Source organism: Streptomyces sp. CBMA123, from assembly GCF_014596465.1.
Taxonomy (GTDB): Bacteria; Actinomycetota; Actinomycetes; order Streptomycetales; family Streptomycetaceae; genus Kitasatospora.
On sequence record NZ_MECK01000465.1, the window covers coordinates 1 to 1,661 of the forward strand.

General features: G+C 74.9%; 1 protein-coding gene and 1 pseudogene. Both read left to right on the top strand.

Translation table 11 applies throughout. The features are described 5' to 3' along the window. The coding region (locus tag BG452_RS34275; protein WP_188308250.1) for an ABC transporter permease at nt 1–1,169 on the top strand (1,169 nt) is incomplete at its 5' end. Between the two features lie 94 nt (nt 1,170–1,263). Then, nucleotides 1,264–1,661: pseudogene (locus tag BG452_RS34280) on the top strand (hypothetical protein); the annotation flags it as partial.

Sequence of the window (1,661 nt, forward strand, 5' to 3'; positions counted from 1 at the left end):
CGCGCACCGGCCGCGGGCTGCGGGTCCAGCGCCGGCTGAGCGGCACCCGGCTGCCGCGCGCCGTCAGCCTCGGCCTCGGCCAGCCCTTCGCCCGCCCGGCCCGCACCGCGCTGACCATGGCGGCGATCGTGCTCGGCGTGGTCACCGTGACGGTGACCACCGGGGTGACCGGCACCCTGGCCAAGTCCATGACCGCGCCCGACACGTACACCCACATCGACGTGCTGACCAGCTCCTTCTCCGAGAACAAGATCGCGCCCCGGCTGACCCAGGAGCAGACCGAGGCGATGCTGCACGCCACCCCCGGCGCCGACCAGGTCTCCGTCCGCGGTTTGGTCCGGGTCGGCATCGCGGGCCAGCCCCAGCTGGTCTTCGCCGACTTCTACGGCGGCGACGCCATGGTCGACCACCGGCGGCTCAACGTGGTCGAGGGGCGACCGGCGACCGGAGTGGGCGAGGCCGAGGCCGGTCCGGGCTTCCTCGACCAGCACGGGCTCAAGCTCGGCGACCGGATCACCCTGCTCCTGGACGACCGGCAGACCACCGTCACCATCGTCGGCATGGAGGTCCAGGGCAACCCCAACGCGATCACCTCCAACGACGCGACCCGGGCCCTGCTCACCCCTGACCGGCACGTGGTCGAGTACGACGTACGGCTCGCCGCCGGCACCGACGCCAGGGCCTACCAGGACGCGGTCTCGGCCGCCGACCCGAGCCTGTCGACCTCGGTGGTCACGGCGGGCTCGACAGGGCCGGTCGTCGCGATCAAGACCTTCAGCACGGTCTTCACCGTCCTGCTGTCGGTGGTCGCCGCGCTCGGCGTCTTCAACACCCTGCTGCTCACCATCCGCGAGCGCCGCCGCGACCTCGGCATGCTGAAGTCGATCGGGATGACGCCCCGGCAGGTCGTCGCGATGACCGTCACCTCGGTGGCCTGGCAGGGTGTGGCCAGCGGGATCATCGGCATCCCGGTCGGGATCCTGGTGCACCGGCTGATCGTCGAGAACGTCCGGACCATCCACTTCACGGACTCGATGATCGACGTCTGGGGCGCCCCGCTGCTGGCCGGCCTCGCCCTGGCGGGCGTCGCGATCGCGGTCGTCGGCGCGCTCGTCCCGGCCCGCTCGGCGGCCCGGCTGCCGATCGCCGAGGTGCTGCACAACGAGTGAGCCCGCGGGGCACACGGACGGCCGGGCGGGGAACCGCCCGGCCGTCCGTCGCGTCCCAACTCCCGCCGACATCGGGGGAGAAGGGGTGAGGCGGGTGGCCGTCAGCCGTACGGGCCCGGGCTTCAAAGCGGCCGTCACGCTCGGCGGGGTGGTGCTGTTCCGGCTCGGGCAGAGCCTGCCGCTGCCCGGCGTCGACCCGGCCGTGCTGCGGCGGGTCGCGGACCGCACCCTGCCGGGCGACCAACTGCGCGGCCTGGCCGACCTGGTGACCGGCGGCGGGCTGTACCGGCTGGCGCTGCTCCCGTTCGGCGTCCTGGTGGTCTTCCTCGCCCGCCCGCTGGTGCAGGCCCTCACCCGGCTGCACCCCCGGCTCGCCGCGCTGCGCCGCGAAGGGCCGGCCGGCCGCGCCGGGTGGGGGGGGAGGGGGGGGGGGGGGGGGGGGGTGGGGGGGCGGGGGTGGGCGGGGGTTGGGGGGGGGGTGGTGGGGAGGGG